The 20,563-nt window shown below is 60.5% G+C and carries 16 protein-coding genes; 10 read left to right on the forward strand and 6 right to left on the reverse strand.

Annotation, left to right across the window (positions count from 1 at the left end; genetic code table 11):
* Nucleotides 1–99: 99 nt before the first annotated feature.
* Nucleotides 100–819, forward strand: coding sequence for a 4'-phosphopantetheinyl transferase family protein (locus tag RL_RS34490; RefSeq protein ID WP_011649087.1), 720 nt, complete (start codon nucleotides 100–102; stop codon nucleotides 817–819).
* Here the strand turns inward: RL_RS34490 and RL_RS34495 are convergent.
* The 3 genes from RL_RS34495 to RL_RS34505 are packed head-to-tail and all read right to left on the reverse strand — an operon-like array spanning nucleotide 792 to nucleotide 6,371.
* On the reverse strand, nucleotides 792–2,144 hold the full coding sequence (locus RL_RS34495) for a lysine N(6)-hydroxylase/L-ornithine N(5)-oxygenase family protein (protein ID WP_011649088.1): 1,353 nt from the start codon (nucleotides 2,142–2,144) through the stop codon (nucleotides 792–794). The two genes, RL_RS34490 and RL_RS34495, sit on opposite strands and share 28 nt — an antisense overlap.
* Nucleotides 2,141–6,133, reverse strand: coding sequence for a non-ribosomal peptide synthetase (locus RL_RS34500; RefSeq protein WP_041937045.1), 3,993 nt, complete (start codon nucleotides 6,131–6,133; stop codon nucleotides 2,141–2,143). Before RL_RS34500 ends, RL_RS34495 begins: the two co-directional genes overlap by 4 nt.
* 19 nt (nucleotides 6,134–6,152) lie before the next feature.
* Nucleotides 6,153–6,371, reverse strand: a complete 219-nt coding sequence (locus RL_RS34505) for an MbtH family protein (RefSeq protein WP_028742409.1) — start codon at nucleotides 6,369–6,371, stop codon at nucleotides 6,153–6,155.
* Between the two features lie 205 nt (nucleotides 6,372–6,576).
* On the opposite strand from RL_RS34505, the gene RL_RS34510 reads away from it, so the two are divergent.
* Genes RL_RS34510 through RL_RS34520 form a run of 3 tightly spaced genes read left to right on the forward strand, consistent with a single transcriptional unit; the run spans nucleotide 6,577 to nucleotide 10,182 of the window.
* Nucleotides 6,577–7,566, forward strand: a complete 990-nt coding sequence (locus RL_RS34510; RefSeq protein ID WP_011649090.1) for a GNAT family N-acetyltransferase — start codon at nucleotides 6,577–6,579, stop codon at nucleotides 7,564–7,566.
* Nucleotides 7,563–8,984, forward strand: coding sequence for an MATE family efflux transporter (locus RL_RS34515; protein ID WP_011649091.1), 1,422 nt, complete (start codon nucleotides 7,563–7,565; stop codon nucleotides 8,982–8,984). The genes RL_RS34510 and RL_RS34515 overlap by 4 nt, the downstream gene beginning before the upstream one ends.
* Before the next feature lie 10 nt (nucleotides 8,985–8,994).
* Entirely contained in the window at nucleotides 8,995–10,182 is a 1,188-nt protein-coding gene (locus RL_RS34520) for a PLP-dependent transferase (RefSeq protein ID WP_041936994.1), read from the forward strand.
* Here RL_RS34520 and RL_RS38775 read toward each other — a convergent pair.
* Nucleotides 10,073–10,732, reverse strand: coding sequence for a sigma-70 family RNA polymerase sigma factor (locus RL_RS38775; protein ID WP_011649093.1), 660 nt, complete (start codon nucleotides 10,730–10,732; stop codon nucleotides 10,073–10,075). The genes RL_RS34520 and RL_RS38775 overlap by 110 nt on opposite strands.
* 163 nt (nucleotides 10,733–10,895) lie before the next feature.
* Here RL_RS38775 and RL_RS34530 point away from each other — a divergent pair, with 163 nt between their 5' ends.
* The gene (locus tag RL_RS34530) at nucleotides 10,896–11,387 is read left to right on the forward strand and encodes a GNAT family N-acetyltransferase (RefSeq protein ID WP_011649094.1); all 492 of its coding nucleotides are present in this window, start codon (nucleotides 10,896–10,898) and stop codon (nucleotides 11,385–11,387) included.
* Between the two features lie 83 nt (nucleotides 11,388–11,470).
* Here the strand turns inward: RL_RS34530 and fhuF are convergent, their stop codons facing one another.
* On the reverse strand, nucleotides 11,471–12,253 hold the full coding sequence (fhuF, locus tag RL_RS34535) for a siderophore-iron reductase FhuF (RefSeq protein ID WP_011649095.1): 783 nt from the start codon (nucleotides 12,251–12,253) through the stop codon (nucleotides 11,471–11,473).
* Nucleotides 12,254–12,262: 9 nt separating this feature from the next.
* The gene (locus tag RL_RS34540; protein WP_011649096.1) at nucleotides 12,263–14,443 is read right to left on the reverse strand and encodes a TonB-dependent siderophore receptor; all 2,181 of its coding nucleotides are present in this window, start codon (nucleotides 14,441–14,443) and stop codon (nucleotides 12,263–12,265) included.
* A 415-nt stretch (nucleotides 14,444–14,858) separates the two neighbouring features.
* Here RL_RS34540 and RL_RS34545 point away from each other — a divergent pair, with 415 nt between their 5' ends.
* From RL_RS34545 to RL_RS34565, 5 genes are all read left to right on the forward strand, one after another.
* Nucleotides 14,859–16,145: a GGDEF domain-containing protein gene (locus RL_RS34545; protein WP_011649097.1), complete on the forward strand. Its 1,287-nt coding sequence runs from the start codon at nucleotides 14,859–14,861 to the stop codon at nucleotides 16,143–16,145.
* 175 nt (nucleotides 16,146–16,320) lie between these two features.
* On the forward strand, nucleotides 16,321–17,064 hold the full coding sequence (locus RL_RS34550; RefSeq protein ID WP_003550551.1) for a FadR/GntR family transcriptional regulator: 744 nt from the start codon (nucleotides 16,321–16,323) through the stop codon (nucleotides 17,062–17,064).
* Nucleotides 17,048–18,646, forward strand: coding sequence for an ABC transporter substrate-binding protein (locus tag RL_RS34555; RefSeq protein WP_011649098.1), 1,599 nt, complete (start codon nucleotides 17,048–17,050; stop codon nucleotides 18,644–18,646). Before RL_RS34550 ends, RL_RS34555 begins: the two co-directional genes overlap by 17 nt.
* A gap of 58 nt (nucleotides 18,647–18,704) precedes the next feature.
* Nucleotides 18,705–19,664 carry an ABC transporter permease gene (locus tag RL_RS34560; RefSeq protein ID WP_011649099.1) on the forward strand — a complete coding sequence of 320 codons (960 nt, stop codon included), beginning with the start codon at nucleotides 18,705–18,707 and terminating at the stop codon, nucleotides 19,662–19,664.
* Nucleotides 19,665–19,666: 2 nt separating this feature from the next.
* Nucleotides 19,667–20,545 carry an ABC transporter permease gene (locus RL_RS34565; protein WP_011649100.1) on the forward strand — a complete coding sequence of 293 codons (879 nt, stop codon included), beginning with the start codon at nucleotides 19,667–19,669 and terminating at the stop codon, nucleotides 20,543–20,545.
* Nucleotides 20,546–20,563 lie beyond the last annotated feature (18 nt).

Here is a 20,563-nt window from a genome sequence, read left to right on the forward strand (position 1 = left end):
AAGATCTTCTGAGTTGACCAATACTTCCGCGATCAATTAAACGCGTTACGACCCTGAGTTCTTGAAAATTCAGGGAGATAGCAGCCACGGCGAGCGAAAATGCACCAACCTGAAGATCATCCTGCCGGCATTGAAATCGCGCTTTGGCCGTATTCCAAGATCGAAGGAGACTGGAACCGCTGGATGCAGTCGCTTTCACCGGATGAACGGGAGCGCGGTGCGACGTACCGTTTTGACCGGGATCGGGCCTCGTTCGTTGCCGGCCGGTATCTCCTGCGGCGGCTATTGAGCGTGCATACCGGGATATCGCCGAGCAAGCTCCTGTTGTCCCCGGACAACCGTGGCAAGCTGAGGCTTGAGGGGCGTGAGAGGCCGCATTTCAGCCTCGCAAATACCGACGGGCTTGTGGCGGTCGCTGTCGCTTCAGGATGTGACCACCTGGGAATAGACTGCGAACGCGCCGATACCGAGATCGAAGCGGCGGCAGTGGATAGCTATTGCAGTGCAGACGAACGGCGCTGCCTTGCGGAATTGCCTGCGCGCGAACGCACGCGCGCGGCCATTGCACTCTGGACGCTCAAGGAGAGCCATCTGAAGGCACTCGGCGTCGGGCTGCGCGAGAATCCCCGCAACGTCGCCTTTTCCTGGAAGGATGGTATCCCAGTCATGGTCGATGGTGGCGATCGCGATCGGCGATGGCATCATCGTCTGGTCGAAAGCGGCAGCCAGCACGTCGTCGCGCTGGCTGCTTGCTCGCAATCCGGGTTCCCCGGCATTTCGACACGCCTATTTCAGGACGATAGCATGCCGTCCGAATAGCCGGCGCGGAGCTGATGAGGCATTGCGGACGCGGTCTCCGTCGCCCAGGCGAGTTGCCCATTGTCGGGTTCTGCATTGAAATGCTGCCGGCCGAGAAGCGTATTGACGATGGTTGCGCTGCGCCAGGCCATGAGGCTGAGCTGAGAATCGGCGATACCATGCGAGTATCGCCCCGCATTCTGCGCAAACAGCCGGTTGGCCCTCGGACCCGTCCACTGCATCGTGTAGTCGTCATTGAGAAGCGGATAGCCGTTTCTGTCGAGCGTTATCCTGTCGCCCAGTGAGCCGAGAGCATCCGGTAACCGGAACCGGTAGCCGGTTGCCAGAACCACCGCATCCGCATGAAGCACCTCGATCCCACCGTCGAATTGGTTCCTGACGATGAGCCGGTAGGCATTGCCGTTCCGCTCCATCTGAATCACATCGCGATTTGGCGCCAGAGATGCGTTGAGTGTGCTCGGTTCGAGATAGCGCAATGCATAGAGGCGGCGATAGATCGCGTGTATCGTCGAAATCGACAAGCCGTCGCTGGTCAGGATCGAGTTCTTCAAAGCGGCTTGCTTCTGCTCGCTGCCGAGCTTCAGATAGGCCTGCACGTATTCTGGTGAGAAGACTTGGTTCGAAAACGGCGTGTCGTTGATCGGCTCGAAATTGTGACGCCGGCTAATCCATGTCAGCTCCTTCATGGAACCGGGATCGGCAAGCAGGGCTTCGACAACCTCACCGCCGCTTTGACCGCCGCCGACCACGACGATGCGGGCAACGCCGAGATCGCTGAGACGCGATTTGGCCTCGCTGTTGTGAAAGCAATCAGCACCCAGAAACGGTTTTGCCCAGTCGGGCACGAAGGGTGGAGATCCCGTGCCGATCACCAGGTTTCGCGCCTCCTCCTGCCCGCTGTCGAACCGCAGGAAGAAGCGGTCGTCGCGATGCTCGACGTCACGGATCTCCGTGCCAAAGCGCAGGCCGTCCAACCCGTTGGCCACCCAGGCGAGATAACGTGCAAACTCCTGCCGGGGAACGGCCTCATAATTGGCGTTCAGGAAGGCGTAGAGCCTCTTATGGGCAACCAGATAGGAGACGAATGACCAGCGGCTGGTCGGCAGGACCGGGGTGACGAGGTCTTTCAGAAAGGACGATTGCAACTCGACGCCGGGCATCATCATGCCGGGATGCCAGTCGAACGAGTCTCGTCGCTCGAAGAAACGGCTTCTGATCTCGGGCACCGACTCGAACAGGCAGGCGAGGCTCAGATTGGAGGGGCCGATGCCGATGCCGGCAATATCCAGCGGCTCGGCATCCCTGCGGGCAAAAGCGACGGTCATGCGATATCCTTCTCTGTTTCCTTGAGACGCAGGGCAAGCCTTGAGTGGAAGGCGGGAGACCCGATCATGTGCAGATGGTTGGTGCCGGTGATGATTTCGGCCGCACGCGCCCGCGGCGACAGGCGGCGCCAGTCGATCAGGTTGAGGCCGCGGTTGAGGCTGTCGTCAGCAGCCCAGGGATAGATCGGCACATCGTGAGGAACGAGCCGGTGCTTGCGGAAGATCAGGGCATTGTCGATCAGCACCCAAAACGTATGCTCGCGACTGCTGATATCGGGCCCGTCGTTTGGAAGCGGATCCTTTTCGTCGCCGACAAAGCGCAGGAACTGATCGTAGGTATCCGCGTCCATCGTCGACAGCAGCCGGTCCCATTCGGGACGCATCGCCGTTCTTCCAAGCCATGCCTGCACGTCTCGGTGAAGCTCATCGCGCTCGCCGGGCCGGAACCTCGGCTTTGCGCCGATCGCGAATTCCGATCCGAGATCGCAAACGTCGACCATCGCCATCATCCTGACGTCGACCTCATCACCGAGGGCGCGGGCAGCCTCATAGGCCAGAAGCCCGCCCCAGGACCAGCCGAGGAAATAGCAGGGCGCTCCCTGGCTGTGCGTCCTGATATAGTCGACATAGCTCTCGATGATCTCTTCGACCGGAGCGCCGACTGCCTTTTTCTCGGAAAGCGAGTGGCAGATAAAGCCGGTTGCCGGCTGATCGGCTCCGAGATAGTCGACGAGCTTGACGTATTCACGGGTACTGACGAGAAGGCCTGGGAAGCAATAGAGCCGCGGCTTGACGCCGGAAGCACGCAGCACGATCACCTCCGACAGATCCCGTTGGTCTCCCTGCTCGATTACGCCGGCAAATGAGCGCACGGTCGGATTGTTGAAGATATCGGCGACGGTGAGCGGGGTTTTCGGCCGGCGCTGCCGCAACTGCGAAAGGATGCGGATCGCGCCAAGCGAATTGCCGCCGATCGCGAAGAAATTGTCCTCGACGCTGATTGCTTCCAGCTTGAGAATCTGCCGCCAGACATCCAGCACCTCTTCTTCGAGCACGGTTGACGGCTGGACGATTGTGCGTTTGACCGGTTGTGGCGCCGGCAGCGCAAATCGATCGAGCTTGCTGTTCGGATTGGTCGGCATTTTTTCCAGTTCGACCACGGCAGCCGGCACCATATAGGACGGCAGGCTGCGCTCGAGGCCGGCGCGGATCGTCTCGACGTTCAACGTCTCGTCTTTCTTCGGAACGACGTAGGCAACGAGCGCCTTGTCGCCGCCGGCATCGTCATCGCGCAGGACGACCAGGGCCTCGCCGACGCCTGGCTGCTGGAGCAGGGCCGCTTCGATCTCGCCGAGCTCGATCCGGTAGCCACGGAGCTTCACCTGATGGTCGACACGACCGACGAATTCGACGGTTCCGTCATCACGCCAACGCGTCAGATCACCGGAGCGATAAAGCCGGCCGCCTTCCGTGAAGAACGGATCGGGGATGAAGCGGTCCGCAGTCGTATCCGGCTTGCCGAGATAGCCGCGTGCGATGCCCTCGCCGCCGATATAGAGCTCGCCAGTCACGCCGATCGGGCACGGATTGAGGTCAGGGTCGAGCACATAGATGCGCCTTAACCCGACAGCGCGACCGAGCGGAGCATAGACACCCTGAAATTTCGTGCCGGCCCTCACCTTCCAGACCATCGGCGTCATGATGGTTTCGGTCGGCCCGTAGCCGTTGATCAGCCATTCCGATTTCAGCGCCCGCGACAGAAGATCGAAGGTCGGTTGCGCCAGCCCCTCGCCACCGAAAGAGTAAAGCCGCATCGGCGGCGCGCCGTCTGAAATATCGGCCCATTCCGCCAGTTGCTGCAGATAGGTGGTCGGAATGCTCGCATTGTTGGCGCCATGCTTGCGCATGGCCGTCAATGTCTCTTCCGGTGTCCACAGCGGCTGGTCGGGAAGAATGATGCTGCCGCCTTCCATCAGCGGGTTCATCCACCGCTCGTGCCCGCCATCCGAACTGAAAGGCAGGAACGGCAGCTCGCGGGATGCCGAGCTCATGCCATAGACACGCGAGGTGTTCTGCAGATGGTGCGTCAGCGGACCGTGCTCGACGGCCACACCCTTCGGTAGTCCGGTCGATCCGGAGGTGTACATGACATAGGCGAGCTGATCCTTGTGAGTGGGAATATCAAGCGGCGTATCCGGCTCGCCGTCGAGGTCGATCTTGTCGAGTTCGAGGATAATGGTGTCGAGCTCTTCCGGCAGCCGATGGCGAAGCCAGCTATGGGTCAGGACGATTTTGACGCCGCCGTCGCGCAGAATGTGATGGTTGCGGACCGGCGGATGGTCGGGCTCGACCGGGATATAGGCGCCGCCCGCCTTCAGCGTCGCGAGGATCCCGACGATGGCCTCCGGCGATCGCTTGATGAAGATGGCGACCGTCACCTCGGCACGAACGCCCAGTTGCCGCAACCGATGTGCGAGACGGTTGGTACTGGCCTCCAGCCAGCCATGGCTCCATTCCTCGTCACCGTAGACAATCGCCGTCTTCTTCGGCGTCTGGCGCGAATGGGCCGATATCAGCTCGTGGACCGGTCTGTCGTCGTTGACGACCTCGTCTTCGTAGGGCGCCGACAACTGGTCGAGCTCGTCGCACCCCACGAGTTCGATGTCCTTGATCCGCACCTTCGGCCGCGCAACGATCTGCTCGAGCACGAGGGTGAAATGCCGGGAGACACGGGCAATCAGCGCGCCGTCATAGAGATCCTGCGCATAATCGATCAGCCCAGCTGCGGCCCCATCCAGACGTGCCTCGACCACCAGGGAAAGCTCGCTATCGGCGCGCGCGCCCAGTGGTTCCAGATTTGTTGCGTGTCTTGGGACCGGATACGGCTCGCGGAATTCGAACAGCGCCTTGACCACGGCTTCCTGGGCGGCCGCTTCGTCGACGACCAGTTCCTGCGTGATGCGCTCCAGCGGAACGAGCCGGGCAAGCCCCTCCTCCGTTGCCGATGAGATCGCTGCGATGACATCGTCGAGAGAGCTTCTTGATGTCAGCGACAGGACGAGGGGAAGGACCTGTTCGGCACGGCCGCGGTTCGCAAGATGTTCCTTCTGCGGCCGCGCGACCAGGAGCCCGGTCAGCAAAGCATAGTTGCCGCTGTAACGTGCCAGCATCGCGCAAAAGGCCGCATGAAGCACGCGCTCGACCTGATAACCCTTATGCTGCGCATGTCGACCGAGCTTGCCCCAGAGATCGGGCTCGATCGAAAATCGATGTTGAGCGCGCGCCACACCTGCCAGCCCGCCACTGTTGAAGCGGGTGGGAAAGGTCGAGGCGGCGTAGTCGAGACCGATCGTGTTCCGCCAATAGGAGAGGGATTCCTGCGCCTGCTCGGTCTGCAGCCATTCAGCCTCCCGCGTTCCGGCCAAGATTTCGGTCAGCTGTGTGTCGCCGGCGGCTGCGCCGTCGAGAATTCGCGTCAGGGAGCCGGAGAGAATAGACTTCTCGCGATCGTCCGAGATCACGGGATGAAGCACGATCGTCAGAAGCGACTGCCCATCGGCAAGCAAGATAATCTGAACACGCGCCGGTGGACCAGCAAGGAGATCGAAGCGCCCGTCGCGGAAGGCTTTCTGGGCGGCCAACGCATCGGCCTCAGCAAGAGCCGCGCCTTCGCCGACAATCTCGATCGGTACTGCGTTCAATGCGCCGCAGTATTGCTCGACGCGGCCGCCCGCCAGCCGGCGGAACCGGGTGGCAAGCGACGGATGCTGCGCCACGAGCGTCCGGCAGGCGCCGGCAATGGTCTTGACGTCGACCGCCGGGCTTAATCGCAGCGAAATGACCTGGTCGGGAAATACCGTCTCATTGCCGATCTGCTCCAGCGACCAGATACGCTTCTGCGCGATCGTCAGCGGGAAGCTCTCGAAGATCGCATCCGTTGCGACATCGGTCGGGTAGGCATCTGCGAAATTTGTGATCTGTTTGTTCATCCGTGCCATCCAGCCGTTTTCAGAGACGCGCATCGCCGGCGATTGCCGAGCGCAAGGAGAGGGGGCGCGGATCCGCCCAGACGTCAGCGATATGCGCCAGGCATTGCTGGCGCGAACCGGCAAAACCCGCCGGCTCCCAGCCCAGGGGAATCCGCTTGTCCTGCGGCCAGACCGAGTAGCGACGCTCGGTGTCGATGACGGCGATCCAGAGATCGTCGTGAAGTTCAAGATTATCCATTCGCAGCTCCTGCGGTGATGATGGTCATGCGCAAGTGACGGATCCGGCAGGCTGCAGTTTAGAAAATTGATGAGAATTTTTTTCTTCACTTATCTCTAAACCCAGCGGGAGATGGATCGTCATTCTACTAAATCGGCGTAAGAGCACGCTTCATGCTCACAGCGCCAAAAGCCCGACCGGCCCCCGACCGGCCAAGGAGAACATCATGGATTTCGACGCCGTCAAACCAAGGCGCGCTCTGCAGTCGCGCAGCTACGTCAGCCTCGCCCCCAATCTCATCCACCTCAAGACCGCTTACGGCCACCACGAAGCCGCATTCGAGGTCGAGGCCGGCATCGCGTCGGTGACCTTCTACCATCGTGATCCGGTGCAATCGCCGGAGCTTCTTATGGCGGCCGCCGAAGCCGTGACGGCAGAGGATCGCTCGATCACGTCAGTCGTCTTCGAAGGGCATCAGGCAAGCCTCCCGCCGCATATTGCGGATGCAGTCGGAAGGCTCGATTCGGCGATCCTGTGGCAGTGGCCATCGCTGTGGCTGCCGCAGCTGTCCTATCCGCTGCCGCCCGTGCAGGAGATGACCGCGGGCCGGTATCATCCGCGTCGACCCGCAAAGCCGAAGGGCACGATCTACAGGCGTTTCATCCCCTGGCTGGAACGGGAAATCACCTTCACGGTGGCCGACCCGGAGACCGATCTTGCAGGATTTCATCGCTGGATGAACGACGAACAGGTCAACACGATCTGGGAGGATGCGGGTTCGATCGACAAGCACCGGGAGATCCTGGAAGAGAGGATCGCAGATCCGCATGTCCTGCCGCTAATCGGCAGTTTCGCGGACATCCCCTTCGGCTATTTCGAAGTCTATTGGGCGAAAGAGAACCGGCTCGGCCCCTTCTACGACGCCGACGACTATGATCGTGGATGGCATGTGGCGATCGGCGAGCCCGGCTATCGCGGCAAGAAATGGATCAGCGCATGGCTTCCCTCGCTGATGCATTTCATCTTCCTCGACGATCCGCGCACGAAGCGCATCGTCGGCGAGCCGCGCGCCAGTCACGAACAGCAGATCCGCAACCTCGACCGTTCGGGTTTTGCCAAGGTCAAGCATTTCGATTTTCCGCATAAGCGGGCGCTCCTGGTGATGCTCGGCCGCGAGCGTTTTTTCGGCGATCGTCTCTGGGTGCCTGCGTCATGAACGATATGAGCGACACAAGCGGCAGCTTCCGGAAACGGCAGCGCCTCGCACCGGAGGACCTTGCCAGTCCTGAGCTCCTCAGGCTGCTGCTTCGGCTCGGACTGCCGGCCATGTTCGGCCTGTCGATCAACGCCGCCCATCACACGATCAACATGATTTTCGTCGGGATGATCGGTGACGACCAAATCGCGGCGATCATGATCGTCCTGCCGGTCCTCATGCTCGTCGCCGCCTTCGGCGAAGGGATCGGCGTCGGTGTCGCAACAGAGGTCGGACGCACGCTCGGCGCCGGCAACCGATCCCGGGCCGGCGCCATTGCCTCGATCAGCCTTGCTGCCGGCGTCGTCTTCGGCGCGGCAAGCGCCATCGCAATCCTCGCATTTCCGGATTTGCTGCTGTTTGGCGCCACGCCTGCCCTTCAGCCGCTCGCGCAACATTACCTGATGATCATTGCGGTCTCGGTGCCGCTGACGATGGCGCAGATCATTCTCGATTTCCTGGCAATAGCAGAGGGCAATGCCCGTTTCAGCATGTGGACGCTGGTCGCCTGCTTTGCGCTGAACATGATCCTCGACCCGATCATGATCTTCGGCTTCGGCCTCGGCCTGCAGGGCGTTGCAATCGCAACCATCCTGTCCCAGCTCGTCGCGCTTTGCATCTATGCTGCTTACCACGCCAGGCGACTTGGGACCGTCCGGCTGACCTTTGGCTGGCGGTGGAGAGATATCGGCTATCTCAGGCCTGTGCTTGCTGTGGGCGCACCGACGACACTGACCAGTCTCGCAACCGCAGGCGCGATTGCGGCCGTGGTATCGCTCGCCGGCACCTATCACGGAGAAGCCGGCATTGCCGGCGTCGGGATCGCCTTGCGGCTGCTGGCGGTCGGAACCCTCCCCGTCATCGGCATTTCACTCGGAGCCCAGTCGATCCTGAGCTTTGCCTGGGGTCGAGGCGATACGACCCGGATGCTGTCGGCAGCCCGCATCCTCACAGTGGTCACCAGTGCGGTGAGTGGCGCATACGGGTTGGGGGCGCTCGTTTTCTCCGAAGAGCTTGCCTCGTTCTTCACCGACGATGCCACGGTGATCGGGATCGCCGGGCAAGCGATCATTGCGACCCATCTTCCCCTTTTGCTGTTCGGCCTGCGGCAAACGGTGCTGATCCTCTTCCAGGCCCAGGGCAGACCGAAAGCGGCGGTTGCCATCGGCCTGGCGCAGAATGGCTATCTTCTTTTTCCGCTGCTTGCTCTTCTGCCGCCGTTCTTCGGTTTTTCAGGCTTGCTGGCAGCAATGTTCCTGGCCTCTGCCTTGACCGGCCTGCTGTCAGCCGGCTGCCTGGCGAGGACGCTCAGCGCGCTCCGTCAGCGCGCTGCCGACCATCTGACCTCCATCCGTCCATATCCCAACTTTTGTCCATGAGAGGATGACCATGAACCAGTCGATCAACCCGCACGACCTTGGCGCCCATGCGGCCGCTGACGATCTCTTTACGCCTGTCGATCCGGCGGCATTCAACGCCGTGTCTCCGCCGATCTTCCAGACATCGCTCTTCACTTACGACAGTTACGAGGCGATGGAGGATGTCTTTGCCGGACGCACGCGCAACTATATCTATTCGCGCGGCGACAATCCGACGGTTCGCGAATTCGAACTGCTGGTCGCCCGCCTCGAGGGCGCAGAGGACGGACGTGCCTTCTCCAGCGGAACGGCCGCCATTACATCGACAATTCTCAGTCTTGTTGAGGCGGGAGACCGGGTCGTTGCGGTCCGCCATCTCTACAACGATGTCTACCGCCTTCTGGTGAAGCTGCTTGCCAGGCTCGGTGTCGCGGTGGATTTCGTCGATCCCGCCGACCACGACGAGGTCCGCAAGGCCCTGTCGGGTGCCAAGCTGCTCTACCTCGAAAACCCCACATCCTTCGTCTTCGAGCTTCAGGACATTGCGGCGCTGTCGGCCATGGCAAAGGAGGCTGGCGTCACGAGTATCATCGACAATTCCTGGGCAACGCCGCTCTTTCAGAAACCGATCCAGCATGGCGTCGATATCGTCATTCACGCCGCCTCGAAATATCTCGGCGGTCACAGCGATACGGTCGCCGGCGTCGTCGTCGGCTCGAAAGAAGCCATCGCCAGGATCAACGCGACATCCTACCCCTATGTCGGCGCCAAACTGTCACCGTTCGAAGCCTGGCTGCTGCTGCGCGGCATGCGCACGCTGCGTGTCCGTCTCAAGGAGCATGAGCGCAGCGGGCTTTTGCTGGCCGGGCGGCTGAAGGAGCATTCTGCGATCGGATGCGTTCGTCACCCGGCATTTCAGGAGCATCCCGGGCGGGCGACGCTGACGGGCTATGCCGGGCTGTTTGCCTTCGACCTCAATCCCGATATCGATGTCGCACGCTTTGTGAATAGCCTTCGCGACATCCGTCTCGGTGTCAGCTGGGGGGGACCCGAAACGCTGGTGGTCCCCGCCAAGGTCGCGCTGCAGATCCCCGACCGGATGACCTCCTTCATCCGGTTCGGCGTGAGCGAGCAGACGGTTCGTTTCGCCGTTGGCCTGGAAGAGCCGGAACTGCTGTGGAGCGATTTGCAGCAGGCGCTGCACGCAGCGAAACGGTAGGCTCCTGCGGGTGCGCATGGTCGGGGCGGGAAGCAGGTTCGGCGATCGCCAGATGGCAATGTTCCTCTGCCGCCTTGATCATGAAGTTGACGAGGGTCCTTGAGACGCCGAGTTCGGCTGCAATATCCTTCTGCGGCACGCCGTTGAGGCGATGGCGAATGAAGGCATCGTTGGTTCGCTTCGGCAGCGCCTCGAGCGAGGCAAGCACATTGCGCAGGGTCTCGGCAGCGACGAGCTGGTCGAGCACGGTGGGGATGGGAGCCGTGATCTCCTGAATCTGGTCTATCGACCTATGGTTGTTCATCTTCTGGCGTCGCCGGCGGCTCTCATCGAGTGCGAGATTGTAGACCATCCGGAAGGCGTAGCCGATCGGGCAACGAATGTCGTCGGTCTTGACCCCATAGGCTTTAATGACTCCATCTTGAAAGATATCCTCGGAATATGACTTTGATTTGACAACGCTTTCAATCGTTTTAAGGAGCTTGTCCTTGTTTTCGATCATGGCGTTGACCACGGCATTTCCGTTCACATCACGATGCAATGCTTGCATTGTCCTGTACCCTTTTTACAAATGGAAAATCAGGCTCTGTCGTTGCTGGCCGGTTCGGTCTCGGGCTCCTTTTTTGAGCTGAAGTACACGATTTGATTGCAGTGTCTATTTTAAGGTGATAACAGGAGTCAAGTTTAAATCGACCGATCGGAGGCGAGAAAAAATGGGAAAAACAATTGAGATCCTGACCGGCAAGGCAGAGCTCTGCCGATCGATCATGGGGGCTTTGCCGGACTGGTTTTCAGAACCTGCGGTTATCGAAGCGAGCGCCCAGGCGATCGAAGACCTGCCGGTGTTCGGCTATGTCGAAGCGGATGTCGTGACCGCGTTGATGGCCCTGAAGCGGCACCCGCCCGGCGCCGTCGAGATCGCGCTGATCGCGACACGACCGGAACATCACGGTCGCGGCGCCGGACGCCATCTCATCGATGCGGCCGAACGTTTCGGCCATGAATCGGGTGCGCGGCTGCTGACGGTCAAGACGCTCGCCCCGCGAGGCCTCGACGAACCGCAGTTCGAGGCGACGCGGCGTTTCTATGACCGGAACGGCTTTGTGCGGGCGGAGGTCTTTGCAAAGCTCTGGCACGAGGACCATCCATGCCTGTTCATGGTCAAGCCACTCGCCGGCGTCGAGGCAGGTGAGGCTACGCTTTGAGACGACGAGACTTTCTGCTTGGCGCGCATTGGCAATAACTGGTGCGCAGGGCACCCGTCTCTGCACGCGGCGGACGATAGGAGCTAGTGGCGCCCCTCCGGCAGCGGGCAGGCTTCGCCGCAGCCACCGACGCCCGGCAGGTTATAGCGCAGGCAGCAGATTTTCCGGCGCACGAATTCGAGCCCGCATTGCTGGCGCGCAATGCGGATCATGCCGAACATCGGGTTGCGCCCGCCACCCGGCCATTGAGCTTCTTCCAGCAGCGCCAGGCCGCCTTCGACGTGGACGGGCCCATGGCGATGAGCGATCTCCTTCAGAATCCAGGAGAGATAGGCCGCGACATTGTTCCAGAGAAGCTTCGGTGCGACGCCGGCGTTGGCGGCGATCGCCGCGATGACGGGCTCGGCGTGACCGAGCATCAGCCGGTGAAGCTCGCCGGCCGGGTCACTCGTCACCTCGGGCCTGCCTGACATCACGAATGCTTCCGGCTTGCCTGTCTGTTCGTTGCAGACGAGCAAAAGCCGGTCGACCTCCAACGGCAGCGCGATGCGGTTCATGAACATATGGACGCTCGGAGCAATCGTCAGCATGCTGAAATAATAGAGGGTCCACATGGAGACGATCGCACGACGGTCGCTGCCCGGAAATTTTTGCGCATATCGGCCAATGATCTCGTCGAAGATCGCTCGGTCGCAAAGATCCCTGCAGGAAACAACGATGCCCGTCTGCGGGAGAGCGCTGAGCAGCTTGCCGCGGCAATAGGAGAACGGGCCGTCGCCCACCAGACCGTCGAGGTCGACGGCCTGGTGGGCGACAGGATGGTCAGCGATCAAGGTCGGGCGCTGAAACGCCCCGGTTGTCTCCATTGCCGTGCCTTACCACCGGTATTTCAGGGTGCCGGTCATGTTGCGGCCCTGGCCGAGATAGCAGAAGCCTTCGTTGCAGACAGTGTCGCGTTCGTCGGCAATGTTGCGGATATTGAAGGCGGCCGTCAGGCCCTCATATTTCTTGTCGACCGCGCCGAAATCATAAGCGGCGGATGCATCGATGTAGAAGCTCGAGGGATTCTTCGAGGTATTGGCTGTATCTGTCCAATTCTCGCTGACATAACGGACACCCGCGCCGACCGACAGGCCGTTGAAGGGGTTGGTTTCCTGGAATGTATAGTTGGCCCAGAGGCTTGCGACATGTGACGGCGTCACGGCTGGCGTATTGCCCTCGTTGTTGCCTCCGGTCACCTCGGAATGATTGTAGGTGTAGGCTGCAATGAGATCCAGGCCATCGGCGACTGCCGCGCGGGCTTCAAGCTCGATGCCTTTTCCCGTCACCTCGCCGAGCGAGTCATAGGCAAGGGTTACCGGATTGACCAGCACTGGCTTGTTCTGTTCGACGATATGATAGGCGACCGCCGACAGCAGGATATCTGTCCCTGGCGGCTGGTATTTTACGCCGAGTTCGTATTGTTCACCCTCTGTCGGCTCAAGAATCTTGCCGGATGTCGACCGGTTGGTCACCGGGTCAAACGAAGTTGCGTAAGAGACGAAGGGCGCGATGCCGTTGTCGAAGAGATAAAGCGCGCCGGCCTGCCAGGAGAACGCATTCTTGTTGACGTCTTCCGATTCGTTCGACCCGAAGGAGGGGTAGGTCGTATCTCGCGTCTGGTTCACCCAGGTCTGGCGGCCGCCGAGATTAAAGCGCCAGTTTCCGGCCTCGATCTGATCCATGGCGTAAACACCGACCTGTCGCATGTCGGCATCGGCAACGATGAAGTTATAGGCCGGCGTTGCGCCCGAGACGCCATAGGTCGGATTGGCGATATCGAAATCGAATGCCGAGTTGACGGCGCCAATGCCGTAGCCCCAATTGGATTGGAGATTGGTGTAGTCGAGCCCGAACAGCATCGTATGGGCAAGCGGGCCTGTATCGAACTTCGCCTCGAGCTGGTTGTCGACCTGGAAGACGTTCATCTCGTCCCGGATCGAACTTGCGTTGCGATGTGCGACGGTCCCGGTCCAGCTGGAAACGCCGAGGTAGCGCGCCCTGAGATCGAGATGCGAGTAACGCAGGTTCTGCCGGAACGTCAGGCCATTGTCGAATTCATGCTCGAACTGATAGCCGACCTGCTGCTGCTTGACCTTCTGGTAGTCGTAGTCGGGATCGCTCTGCCTGATGTCGAGTATTCTGCCGTCCAGAGTCGTGATCGCGCCGACGTTGGAGTCGGTCTCGTCGGCCTGCGCCAGACCGTACACCGTGAAGGTCGTGCCCTCGTCCGGTTTCCAGGTGAAGGACGGCGCCAGGAAATAGCGGTCGTCGGCAATATCGAAATTGGTGTCGCCACGGCGGGCAAGGCCGACGATGCGATAGAGGAAATCGTCATTGTCTTCGCTGATCGGCCCGCCGAAATCGAACATCGCCTGAGCCCGATCCTTGGTGCTGTATGAAATACCCACCTCGCGGATCGGCTCTTCGGTCGGAAGCTTCGATATCTTGTTGACGAGACCGCCCGGCGATCCCGAGCCGTAGAGCACGGATACCGGCCCCTTGATCACCTCGACGCGCTGCAGTTGATAGGGATCGGTGCGGAACATGCCGTAATTGATGTAGGGCTGGCGCAAGCTGTCACGGTAGTCACCGACCGTCGTAACGTTAAAGCCGCGGATGTAGATCTGGTCGAAGCGCGGATCGAAGCCGTTCGGCCCTGTCGTCACGCCGGCCGAGTAGCGCACGGCCTCGATGATGCTCTGGGCGCCACGCTGCTCGATTTCCTTCTCGGTGGTCACCGAGACCGAACGCGGCGTTTCGACGAGCGGCGTGTTGACCTTGGTCGCGGCCGAACTGTTCTTGGCGGCAACGGACGTCCGGTCCGTCTTGCTATCAGAGGATGCGCCTTGAATGACGATCGGTTCCAGCGCTGTCGCGCCGGCATCTGCGGATGCGCTCTGGGCTGAGGCCGGCGATGCTGCAATGCCGATCAGGACGATCGCTGTCGTGACAAATAGGCTATCTCTATAAATTCGCGATACATTATTAGAAACATTCAAAAAAACACGCGCCATTGCTTGGTCCCTACGCCACGGATGCGGGCGGAACCTATGGAGCGAAATTGGCTCTGTCAACATAAGATGATTATTTTAGTCATCTTTTAATCGATAAAATTGCTGCGTTCGACGCTCCCGAACAGGTTGCACTCAGCATCGAGCCCGTAACGTTTTGTTCGGGTAAATTGCCAACGGAGGCGGTTCTGTCGTGCGAGGGACCAAGTGCGGACTGAGACGACTGTCAATCTTCCGGTCTCGATGGGGGCGAACCGTAAATTTGGCCCGGCGCGGGTGAGACTTTGAACCGATGTGACACACCTTAACAACATACTGTCGTGAAGTGGTCCAAAATCATTAGGGCAAGCATATCGTCTTTTGCGGCGCAATTTGCGGCTCGTCTTGTCTCCGGTCGTCTGCTCCCTAGATCCGACACATGGATACCGAGCGAACCACAGCTCCTATCAAACCGGTAAGGGCGTCTTCGCGGAAACCTCTTCAGAGGTTGAGCCCGGCCATTGTCGAGCAGGTCGAGCGCCTGCTCGGTGGACGCACGCGTGATATCCGCTTCAATGGTGAACTGGCCCTGCTTTTTCGCGAACGCTCCTGGCCGCGGACTGCCAAGATCATCCGCGCGTGGATGGTTTGGGTAATCGTGCTCGACGTTCTGACGTTGGGCCTCAACGCGGTCTTGCTTCCGACCGAAACTGTGATGTCGATGCTTTGGCCAGCGTCTATCCTTCCCCCCGCAGCTCTTGTCGCATCGATAGCCTTCCTGCGGCCGCATGCCTTGTGGGTGCAGGGAGTTTTCATCCTCTCGGCTGTTTTTCTCATCCTCCTGTCGGTCGCCTTGGTGGGCGTTAACACCGGTGGCGAGTTTTACGAGCGGCATTTGAACATCATGCTTTTTGTGGCCGTCACCGCCATTATCATATTTCCCGTTCCACTCGGTTGGGCGATGGCGATCGGTGCTACTGCCCTCGGTATCTACCTTGTGTTTCAGCTGCGCAATCCAGACATTAAAGCGGGGAGTGCTCTGGCCGGTACGCTGTTTTTCGCAAGCGGTGTGGCTGCAACCGTCGTTGCCCGACGCACCGCAACCATCTTCGCTCAGAAGACTTTCTTGCTCGAGTTACGAGATCGAAGTCGCCTCGCGGAGCTTACCGACGCCAACTCGCAGCTTGAATTGCTGGCGCGGACCGATCCGCTGACGGGTGTCGCCAACCGGCGCTCGATGATGGAAACGCTCCATTATTTCTGGAGCGAGGATCTTAAACGAACGAGCGGCGCGGCGATGCTGATGTGCGATATCGACGACTTCAAGCATCTCAACGATAATCTCGGACATGCCGAAGGCGACCGCTGCCTGGTGAAAGTTGCCGGCATCATTCAGAGCAGCATGAGAGACGAGCGGGACCAGGTCGCCCGGTACGGAGGCGAAGAATTTCTCGTCTTTCTCCCAGGCTCTGATGAACAAGAGGCCGGGGTGATCGCTGAGAGAATTCGCAGCCGAGTAGAAGCTGCGTCTCTTCCAAATCCTACCTCCCGCGTCGGCCCCTGGGTCACTGTCAGCATCGGAGTAGCGATATTGATGCAAAACAGCGGACTCGTGTCAGCAGAGCACATGCAGCGACAAGCGGATGCGGCGCTCTACCTTGCCAAAAAGACCGGCCGCAACTGCGTGGTGGTCCATGCTTCAGAGGTCGGTCAAGCCTCCGGCTGAGGTCATTCCAGAAGAACTGTGCTGTTTGCCTGTTGTCGTTCTGGCGCCAAGAACGACCGCTTCAAACGGCTGCGAGCGGAGGGGCCAGCCATTCCAAGCCTGACCATTTGACAGATATCCTACAAGTGGATATGTAATATCCATCTTATTGGCGATGCGGGAAAGTGACCGGGGCATGACATTGAAATCGATGAAGCCGCTGACGCGTGCCCCGCTGTTGCATGTCTCCGTGCAGGAAAGTCTGCGCGCCTATATCGACGACAATGGCCTTGCGCCCGGAACCCTGCTTCCGGCGGAAGGAGAACTCGCCACCCAGCTAGGTGTCAGCCGCAATTCGCTGAGGGAAGGCATAAAGGCGTTGGAATCGCTCGGTGTGCTGGAGACGCGGCGCGGCGTCGGCATCTTCGTGAAGGCCTTTTCCTTCGAGCCGCTTCTCGACAACCTCGCTTACGGCCTCGGCGGCGCCCTGCGGCAGATCGAGGAGGTCCTCGAAATCCGGCGTACACTGGAAGTGGGATTGATCGGCAAGACGATCGACGTGATTGGCGAGGAGGACATCGCCGAGCTGCGCGCCACCGTCAATCGGATGCGCGCGCATGCCGAGCGGGGCGAAACCTTTGCGGAAGACGACCAGTTGTTCCACCGGCTGCTGTTTCGCTGCCAGGACAATGAAACGCTGGTGCGGCTGATCGATGTCTTCTGGCTCGCCTTCTACAAGGCGTCGGATTTCGTCAATCTTGAAAATGCCGATCCGATGGCGACGTGGCGCGACCATGCCGCGATCGTCGATGCGATCGAGGCAAAAGATCTGGAGGAGGCGCGCAGACGCCTGGATCGTCACTACGAGGGCATTGCCCGGGTGATTGCCAACAACAAGACAAGTTCAAACGTGGGAGGAACACATGAAAAGACTGTCTAGACTATCCGTTATTGCGCTTGGCGCCCTGCTGTCGACGGCTGCCGTTCCGGCTCTTGTCGTTTCGGGCGTTGCAACCCAGGCTCAGGCAGCCACGCTGTCGGGCGGCTTCGATGTCGGCCCCGGAGGCTTCCAGGGCAACTTCAATCCGCTCGCCGCGACCGCCGGCTTCACCTGGCTCAGCGTCTACTACGAACCGCTGATCACCTATGACGAGAAGCTGCAGAAGGTCGTCGGCGCGCTGGCAAGCTCCTACGAGGTCAGCTCCGACCAGATGACCTACACGTTCAAGCTGACGGACGCCAAATGGCATGACGGCAAACCGTTCACCGCCAAGGACGCGAAGTTCACCATGGGCCTTGCTATGGATGCGAAAACCGGCTCGGTGCTCGCTGCCCGGCTGAAGGGCATATCGTCCGTCGAGACGCCGGACGATCGCACTGTTATCATCAAGCTTAGCGCGCCGAGCAGCAGTTTTCCCGACACGATGACCAAGGTGATGATGCTGCCCGAGCATGCGCTCTCCTCGATTCCGGCCGACCAGCTGGCGAAGAACACCTGGTGGTCCACAGCTCCGATCGGCACCGGTCCGTTCAAATTCACCAAATACGTCTCGGATCAATATGTCGAACTTGCCGCAAACACCGATTATCGCGGTGGCAAACCCGCACTGGAACGCGTCATCAATCGCTATTTCGCCAACCCGGCCGCAGCGATCGCGGCGCTGAGATCCGGCGAAATTCAGTTCACCTATGTCGATTCCAACGACGTGCCGACCTTCAAGGACAACAAGGACTTCCAGGTCATCGAAGGCAACTCTTTCGTCGTCAATTATCTCGGCTTCAACCACGATTCGCCGCTCTGGAAGGACGCGCGCGTCCGCCAGGCGGTGATGTACGCGATCAATCGCGATGCCATCATCCAGAGCCTCTATGGCGGCGCGGCCAAGCCTGCCAATTGCGCCTATGTCGCCGAACAGCTGATCCCCCCTGATATCGACAGCTATGCCTATGATCCCGAGAAGGCCAAGAAGCTTTTGACGGATGCCGGCTGGGACCAGATCAATGGCGGCAAGCCGATCACCCTTCTGACCTATTACACCACACCGCTGGCGACCAATGTGCTTGCCGCAGTCCAGGCGATGCTGGCCCAGGTCGGCATCAACATCGTCCCGCGTGCCGTCGATGCGCCGACCTATAACAGCATCGTGCTCAATGCGACGCCGGACATTGCCCAGTTCCAATTGGTTTATGCCGGGCTGCAGAACGGGCCGGATGCCGGAAGCATCAATGTCGGCCTTAACGAGAAGCAGATCCCTCCGGCCGGACCGAATGTCGCCAGGGTTCGCATGCCTGACCTCACCAAGGCGCTCGATAGTGCCTTGGCCGAGCCTGACAGCACCAAGCGGGATGCCGCCTACCAGGACGTCTGCAAGGTGATGAACACCAACCTGCCCTGGGCGACCCTCTGGGTGGCGAACCGCTACGGCATCGTCTCGACCAAGGTGAAGGATTTCGTCTGGACGCCGGCGCCGGGCGGCGGCCCCTACCAGGCCAACCCGCAGAAATGGTCGATCGCCGAATAGGCTCTTTCCGGGAAAGCCTTGAGGGTGGCCTCGGCCACCCTGACAAGACGGATGAACCATGCTCCAATACAGTCTCAGACGCCTGGTCATAGGAATAGGCATGCTCGTTGCCCTGAGCATGCTGATCTTCCTGCTGCTGCGCCTGACGCCCGGCGATCCGATCGATGCCTATATCGATCCGAACCTGCCGATGTCGCCGTCAGACCTTGCCGATCTGCGCAGAAGCCTCGGGCTCGATCAGCCCTTGCCCGCGCAGTATCTGGGCTGGTTGCAGCAGGCGTTGACGGGCAATCTCGGCTATTCGATCAAGCGTATCGATCAGCCGGTTCTGGGCCTGGTGCTGTCACGGATCGGCCCGACAGTGCTCTTGATGGGCACCGCACTTGCCTTTGCCATCGTCGCAGGCATCACCTGCGGGGTGATCGGCGCCGTCCGCCGCAATTCGCTTGCCGATCTCTCCTTATCGGTGGTTGCGCTTGCCGGCATTTCGAGCCCAGCCTTCCTCAGCGCGCTGATCGGCCTTTATATTTTTTCCGTTCGTCTGCACTGGATGCCATCAGGCGGCATGCTGACGCCGGGCGAGGAATTCTCGCTCGGCGACCTCCTCCACCATCTGATCCTGCCGGCAGCACTTCTGTCTGTCGCGCAAGCCGCATTGATCATGCGTTACATGCGCGCTTCGCTGCTCGAAGTCCTGAACCAGGATTACGTGCGCACCGCCCGCGCCAAGGGCGTTCGCGAATTCTGGGTCATCACCAAGCATGCCTTGCGCAATGCGCTTCTTCCGATCGTCACGCTGATCGGCTCCACCATCGGGCTTGCAATCGGCGGCGCCATCTTCATCGAGAGCGTCTTCAACTGGCCGGGCATGGGGCTCTTGCTCGTCGATGCCGTGCAGACCCGCGATTACCCCGTCATCATGGGGGCAACGCTCGTCATCGGCGCCTGCGTTATCGTCGTCAATCTTCTGACCGATATCACTTATGCGGTCGTCGACCCGCGCATCAAGGTGGGTTGATCATGCTGGCACACTCTTCCGAACGCCGGAGCCCCGGACCACTGGCCCGCGCCTTCAGTCGGTTTCTGCTCAACCGCGCAGCCGTTGCCGGCGTCTGCATTGCCATTCCGATGCTGCTGTTGATCCTCTCCTATCCGTTATGGTGGGCTTTCCGGCCGAACGACATCGATCTTCTGGCCATGAATAGCGGCCCAACGGCAACGCACTGGTTCGGAGCCGACGGCGTCGGTCGCGACGTCTTCGCCCGCGTGCTCGAAGGCGGCAGGATTTCGCTGCTGGTCGCCGTCGCATCCACCGCGCTTTCGGCGGTCATCGGTTTTCTTTTCGGGGCAATCTCGGCGCTTGCGGGACGTTGGACGGACGCCGTCTCGATGCGCTTCGTCGATCTGGTGATGACCCTGCCGCCCGTCATTTTCCTGCTTGTGCTCGCCTCGATTGCCGGCACCGGCATCTGGCCGACCGTGCTGGTCATCTCGCTGCTTTCCTGGCCGCTGCTTGCGCGCATGATCCGCTCTCGATTGCTGGAATTGCGCGAGCGCGACTTCGTCATGGCTGCCCGCGGCATGGGCGCCGGCATCGGACATCTGCTCTTTCGCCACGGCCTGCCGAACTCGATCGATATCCTGGTGGTCTATGCAACGTTGCAGATCGCCAATGCCATCCTGCTCGAGGCGGGGCTGTCCTTTCTCGGTCTCGGCATCGCCCCGCCGGCGGCAAGCTGGGGCAACATGCTGAACGCGGCCCGCTCGACCGCCGTGCTCGAACAATATCCGTGGCAATGGCTCTTCCCCGGCGCCGCGCTCATCCTTGCCGTCCTGGCGATCAACTTCATTGGCGATGGCCTCAGAGATGCCTTCGACCCACGTGCCGAACTGAACTGACAATCGAAAGAAGCGAAA

Origin of the sequence: Rhizobium johnstonii 3841 (assembly GCF_000009265.1) — a bacterium.
GTDB classification, from domain to species: domain Bacteria; phylum Pseudomonadota; class Alphaproteobacteria; order Rhizobiales; family Rhizobiaceae; genus Rhizobium; species Rhizobium acaciae.

Excerpts from the sequence above, each read along its gene's own strand:
- RL_RS34510 (WP_011649090.1), top strand. The coding sequence starts at position 6,577 with ATGGATTTCGACGCCGTCAAACCAAGGCGCGCTCTGCAGTCGCGCAGC.
- RL_RS34515 (WP_011649091.1), top strand. The coding sequence starts at position 7,563 with ATGAACGATATGAGCGACACAAGCGGCAGCTTCCGGAAACGGCAGCGC.
- RL_RS38775 (WP_011649093.1), bottom strand. The coding sequence starts at position 10,732 with ATGCAAGCATTGCATCGTGATGTGAACGGAAATGCCGTGGTCAACGCC.
- RL_RS34545 (WP_011649097.1), top strand. The coding sequence starts at position 14,859 with ATGGATACCGAGCGAACCACAGCTCCTATCAAACCGGTAAGGGCGTCT.
- RL_RS34520 (WP_041936994.1), top strand. The coding sequence starts at position 8,995 with ATGAACCAGTCGATCAACCCGCACGACCTTGGCGCCCATGCGGCCGCT.
- RL_RS34560 (WP_011649099.1), top strand. The coding sequence starts at position 18,705 with ATGCTCCAATACAGTCTCAGACGCCTGGTCATAGGAATAGGCATGCTC.
- RL_RS34495 (WP_011649088.1), bottom strand. The coding sequence starts at position 2,144 with ATGACCGTCGCTTTTGCCCGCAGGGATGCCGAGCCGCTGGATATTGCC.
- RL_RS34505 (WP_028742409.1), bottom strand. The coding sequence starts at position 6,371 with ATGGATAATCTTGAACTTCACGACGATCTCTGGATCGCCGTCATCGAC.
- RL_RS34540 (WP_011649096.1), bottom strand. The coding sequence starts at position 14,443 with ATGGCGCGTGTTTTTTTGAATGTTTCTAATAATGTATCGCGAATTTAT.
- RL_RS34555 (WP_011649098.1), top strand. The coding sequence starts at position 17,048 with ATGAAAAGACTGTCTAGACTATCCGTTATTGCGCTTGGCGCCCTGCTG.
- RL_RS34500 (WP_041937045.1), bottom strand. The coding sequence starts at position 6,133 with ATGAACAAACAGATCACAAATTTCGCAGATGCCTACCCGACCGATGTC.
- RL_RS34490 (WP_011649087.1), top strand. The coding sequence starts at position 100 with ATGCACCAACCTGAAGATCATCCTGCCGGCATTGAAATCGCGCTTTGG.
- RL_RS34565 (WP_011649100.1), top strand. The coding sequence starts at position 19,667 with ATGCTGGCACACTCTTCCGAACGCCGGAGCCCCGGACCACTGGCCCGC.
- RL_RS34530 (WP_011649094.1), top strand. The coding sequence starts at position 10,896 with ATGGGAAAAACAATTGAGATCCTGACCGGCAAGGCAGAGCTCTGCCGA.
- fhuF (WP_011649095.1), bottom strand. The coding sequence starts at position 12,253 with ATGGAGACAACCGGGGCGTTTCAGCGCCCGACCTTGATCGCTGACCAT.
- RL_RS34550 (WP_003550551.1), top strand. The coding sequence starts at position 16,321 with ATGACATTGAAATCGATGAAGCCGCTGACGCGTGCCCCGCTGTTGCAT.